This window comes from Microbacterium sp. MYb64, assembly GCF_002979495.1.
Lineage (GTDB): Bacteria > Actinomycetota > Actinomycetes > Actinomycetales > Microbacteriaceae > Microbacterium > Microbacterium azadirachtae_A.
This window is the reverse complement of sequence record NZ_PCOW01000041.1, coordinates 1-4,794: the sequence shown is the minus strand read 5'-3', so window position 1 is coordinate 4,794 and position 4,794 is coordinate 1. Positions and strand designations below refer to the sequence as shown.

Annotated in this window: 5 protein-coding genes; 2 read left to right on the top strand and 3 right to left on the bottom strand. The window is 71.1% G+C overall.

Translation table 11 applies throughout. From position 1 onward, the window contains the following. Positions 1-46: 46 nt before the first annotated feature. Complete coding sequence (locus CQ044_RS19325; protein WP_219845005.1) at positions 47-523, bottom strand: DUF3465 domain-containing protein; 477 nt, start codon at positions 521-523, stop codon at positions 47-49. Between the two features lie 60 nt (positions 524-583). Between CQ044_RS19325 and CQ044_RS19320 the strand changes: the two genes are divergently transcribed. Then, positions 584-1,363, top strand: a complete 780-nt coding sequence (locus CQ044_RS19320) for a potassium channel family protein (RefSeq protein ID WP_105689972.1) — start codon at positions 584-586, stop codon at positions 1,361-1,363. A gap of 22 nt (positions 1,364-1,385) precedes the next feature. Here CQ044_RS19320 and CQ044_RS19315 read toward each other — a convergent pair whose 3' ends face one another. Further along, positions 1,386-2,192 carry an SDR family NAD(P)-dependent oxidoreductase gene (locus CQ044_RS19315; protein WP_045271908.1) on the bottom strand — a complete coding sequence of 269 codons (807 nt, stop codon included), beginning with the start codon at positions 2,190-2,192 and terminating at the stop codon, positions 1,386-1,388. A gap of 57 nt (positions 2,193-2,249) precedes the next feature. Then, positions 2,250-2,996, bottom strand: coding sequence for an SDR family NAD(P)-dependent oxidoreductase (locus tag CQ044_RS19310; protein WP_105689971.1), 747 nt, complete (start codon positions 2,994-2,996; stop codon positions 2,250-2,252). 264 nt (positions 2,997-3,260) lie between these two features. Here CQ044_RS19310 and CQ044_RS19305 point away from each other — a divergent pair, with 264 nt between their 5' ends. Continuing rightward, a complete protein-coding gene (locus CQ044_RS19305; RefSeq protein ID WP_258133384.1) occupies positions 3,261-4,706 on the top strand; it encodes an APC family permease in 1,446 nt (481 codons plus the stop codon). The last annotated feature ends 88 nt before the right edge of the window (positions 4,707-4,794 follow it).

The following is a 4,794-nucleotide window of genomic DNA, read 5'->3' as shown; positions in this document are numbered from 1 at the left end:
GGGGCGCCCCAAGTGTGGAAGCGGGGGACGGGCGCGGGGGCGCGGGTCAGGAGAAGGTGCGGCCGTTCCAGGCGAGCCAGCCCGCCTCGTGGCGGCCGGAGGGGTCGTGGTGCGTCCAGTGCACGGTGCCGCCCTTCTCGCTCCACTCGTAGTCGCCGCGGAAGTCGACCCGGTCGCCCGTGGAGAGCCCGTCGAGCCGCGGGGCGATGTCGATGTTGTGGGCGACGAGGATCGAGATCCCCGACGGCGTCGTCAGGATGAACTTCTGGTGCCGCGAGCCGTCGTCGTCGTCCGGCAGGATCCGGGACACGATCCCCGTGCCCTGCACCTCCACCCCGCTGCGCCGCTCCTCGAAGAGCGCGCGCACGGGATCGCCGGCCACCGCGGATCCCGCGGTCGCGGAGGGCGACGCGACCACCGCGGCAGGACCGCCGGGCATCCCTCCTCGTCCGAGCACGAGCACCGCGAGCGCCACGAGGGCGATCACGACGACGACCGTCGTCCACCGCGCCCTCCGAGTCACGGCGCCAGCCTAGACCGCGGATCCGCCGCCGGTTCGCCCGCCCGGGCGTACGATGCGCGCATGACGTTGGAGCGCTGGCGGCGGATCACCGAGTGGCCGCTCATCGTCGCGTCCGTGCTGTTCCTCGTCACCTACTCGATCCAGGTGATCGTGGATCCGAAAGGGAGCGTCGGCGCCCTGCTCGAAGACCTGCTCTGGGTCTCCTGGGGCACGTTCCTCATCGACTACATCGTGAGCCTCGTGATCGCACCGCGGCGCTGGCACTGGTTCTTCACGCACCTGTTCAACCTCGCGACCGTCGTGCTGCCGATGCTCCGCCCGCTGCGGGTGCTGCGCGTGGTTACCCTGCTCGCGGTGCTGCAGCGCACGGCCGGCCGGGCCGTGCGCGGGCAGATCGTCATCTACGTGACGGGCGCGAGCCTGCTCGTCGTCTACGTCGCCTCCCTCGCGGTGCTCGACGCCGAGCGCGCCGGCGGCGGCATCATCGTGACGTTCCCCGACGCGATCTGGTGGGCGTTCACGACCATCACGACGGTCGGCTACGGCGACCTCGTGCCGATCACGCTCGAGGGACGGGTGATCGCCGTGGGGCTCATGCTCAGCGGCATCGCCCTGCTCGGTGTCGTCTCCGCGACCTTCGCGTCATGGATCGTCGAACAGGTCTCGGCCGAGAACACCAGCCGCCAGGCGGCGACGGTCGCGCACGTCGATGCCCTCCGCGCCGAGATCGCCGAGCTGCGGACGGTGCTCTCCCGGATGGATCCGGCCCTGCGGGCGACCGACGCGAAAGCGCCCGTCGCAGAGCCGGACGGCCCCGATCCGCGCAGCGCGAAGACCTGACGGCGGAACGGGGCCGGCGCCCCTACATCCCGGCGTGCTCGAACGCAGTCGTGGGCAGGTCGACGATGTGCGCGCCGCCATCGACGACGAGCACGGATCCGGTCATGTACGACGACTCGCCGGAACCCAGGAAGCGCACCACGGCCGCGATCTCGGCGGGCTGCGCCGGGCGGTGCAGCGGCACATCAGCGGTGACGGTGGCGTACGCCTCCTCGCGCGACGCGAGACCCGCGTGCTCCGCGAACTCGTCCATCTCCTCGTCCGCCATCGGGGTCTGCACCCAGCCGGGGCACACCGCGTTCACGCGCACGCCGTGCTTGCCGTAGTCGCGCGCGAGCGTGCGGGTGAGGCCGATCAGCGCGTGCTTGCCCACCGTGTACCCCGCGACGGAGGGCCCCGCGAAGAGTCCGGCGAGCGAGGAGATCACCACGATCTGCCCCTTCGCCTCGATGAGAGCGGGCAGCGCCTCGCGCGCCATCACGAACGCCGTCGTGAGGTTCGCGCGGATCGCGGCCTCCCATCCGGCGTCGTCCGTCTCCCCCACCGGGGCGAAGCCGTGCCCTCCCGCGTTCGCGACGAGCACGTCGATGCGGCCGAACGTCGCGAGCACCTCGGCGACGGCGCGCTTGGCGTCCTCGGTCGAGGCGGCGTCGGCGATGACGGGATGAGCGCCGACCGCGCGCTCGACCTCGCGCAGCGGCGCCTCGCGGCGTCCGACGACGACGACGTGCGCACCCTCTGCGGCGTACCGGGCGGCGATCGCGGCGCCGATGCCGGTGCCGCCGCCGGTGATGACGACGACGCGTCCGGTGGATCCGTTGGTGGTCATGGGGGTCTCCTGTCGTGGAAGGCGGGGAAGTCGAAGAAGGGAGAAGTCGAAGAAGGTCTAGGCCGGGAAGCCGGAGCGGGCGCTGTAGCCGAAGTCGCTGAGGATCCCGGATCCGTTCACCGCGCGGGCGCGCGGGGAGGCGAGGTACACGACGTGCGCCGCGATCTCCTCCGCGGTCTGCACCGGGAAGGCGGGGGCCGCGAACGCCTCGTCGCCGAGGTCGCCCCGGCTCATCGCGGTGTCCACGATCGAGGGCGAGACGGTCGTGACGCGCACGTCGTCGCCCGCGAGGTCGACGCTGAGCGCGCGTCCGAACTGCACGAGAGCGGCCTTCGACGCGCAGTACGGCGCCATCCCGGCCGACGCCACGAACGCGGAGTCGCTCGCGACCAGTACGACAGAGGCCTCGGGCGCCGCGCGCAGCGCCGGCAGTGCGGCGCGCAGTACGAGGAACGCCCCCGTCACGTTCACGGCGAACACCGCCTGCCACTCGGCGAGCGAGATCTCATCGATCCCGGATCCGACCGGGCCGGAGATCCCCGCACAGCAGACGACGGTGTGCAGCGCCCCGAGGTCCGCCACAGCATCGGCGACCGCCGCGTCGACCGCGGCCTCGTCCGTGACGTCGGCGACCACCGGGACGGATCCGGGACAGGACGCGGCGGTCTCCGCGAGTCCTGCGGCAGAGCGATCCAGCAGCGCGACGCGCACGCCCTCGGCCGCGAGCGCCTGGGCGACGGCCCGGCCGATCCCTCCGGCGGCACCGGTGACCAGGGCGGTCCTGCCCTGCAGCTGCAGCTCCATCGCCGCTCCCTCCGAGTGGGGAGCCGGCCAGGCCGACCGGCTCCATTCCGCCATCCTGCTCCGCGGACGAAGCCGGATCGAGGGGGCGCGCGACGGGTGTGCACGCTGACACCATCGTCCTTCACTCATGGGCAAGCCGCCCGCTCGGGAGCGCGGCAGACTCGGCAGAGTCCGACAATGCCCGTCTTCCACGCAGCACAACGTCCGCGCTGCGAGGCCCGCCCTGGCCGGAAGAACGCGCCGTCACCGAGCGAAGGAGCCGACGTGACCGCTGAACCCACCCAACAGACCCACACCGCACTGCGACAGGGAGCCCTCGGCGTCGCCGGGATCGTCTTCCTGGTGCTGGCCGCCGTCGCGCCGCTCACCGGAATCGTCGTGGTCGCCTCGCTCGTCATCGCGTTCGGCAACGGCGGCGGCGCCCCGGTGTCGTTCTTCCTGGTGGCGGTGATCCTGCTGCTGTTCGCCGTCGGCTACGCCCAGATGTCGAAGCAGCTCGTCAACGCAGGAGGCTTCTACGCCTTCGTCGTCAAGGGCCTCGGCCGCACCGGCGGGCTCATCGCCGGGCTCATCGCGACCCTCGGCTACAACTTCTTCGTCGTCGGCACGATCGGCACCAGCGGCTTCTTCATGCAGACGATCATCGCCCAGCTCACCGGCCTCAACATCCACTGGCTGGTATGGGGCCTGCTCTCGATCGCGGTGTGCTTCGTGCTCGCGCGCATCGGCGTGGACTTCTCCTCCAAGGTGCTCGGCGTCTGCCTCGTGCTCGAGGTGAGCATGCTCGTCGTCTTCGACATCTCCGTGCTCATCCGCACCGGCTACAGCTTCGAGGCGTTCAGCCCCGAGGCCGTGTTCTCCGGATCCCTTCCGATCGGCCTGCTGCTCGCGGCGACCGGCTTCCTCGGATTCGAGGCCACCGCCCTGTTCAGCGAGGAGGCCAAGCAGCCGCTGCGCACCATCCCGCGCGCCACCTACACGGCGATCACCGCGATCGGCGTCATCCTCGGCGTCACCACCTGGGCCGTCGTGAGCGCGATCGGCGTCGCGAAGGCACAGCAGACCGCGGTCGACCACCTCGCCCACGGCGATCTCATCTTCTCGATCGCGCAGACCTATCTCGGCGGACCGCTCACCACGGTCATGGAGATCCTGCTGCTCGTGAGCCTCTTCGCCGCGATGCTGGCCTTCCACAACTCCGCGACGCGCTACCTGTACGCGCTCGGTCGCGCCAGGATCCTGCCGCACGCCTTCGCCCGCACCCGCGCCGGCGGCGCCCCGCAGATCGCCGGCATCGTGCAGGCCGGATTCGCCGCCGTCGTCGCGGTGATCTTCTTCCTCGCCGGTGCGAACCCGATCACCCAGATCGTGCCCGCGATGCTCGGCTTCGGCACTCTCAGCGTGCTGATCCTGCAGGGTCTCGCCGCACTGTCGATCGTCGTCTACTTCCGTCGCCGCAACGACGGCCGGTGGTGGAGCACGTTCATCGCCCCCGGCATCGGCTTCCTCGGCATCGCGGCGATCGCGATCCTGGCGATGTTCAACTTCAACATCGTGGCCGGATCCGAGGAGCTCTGGATCAACCTGCTGCCGCTGCTGCTCGTTCTCGCCGTGATCGGCGGGGTCGTCTACGCGCAGTACCTGAAGCGCTCCAAGCCCGCCGTGTACGACGGCCTCTCCGCCGACCTGGAGCAGTTCAGCACGCGCTGACCGCCCGCCTCCCCCGCGCCCCGCGCGCAGGTCGACCACGAGGGACACGGCCTCGTTCGGCAGGTAGTCGTGGTGGAACTGCACGAAG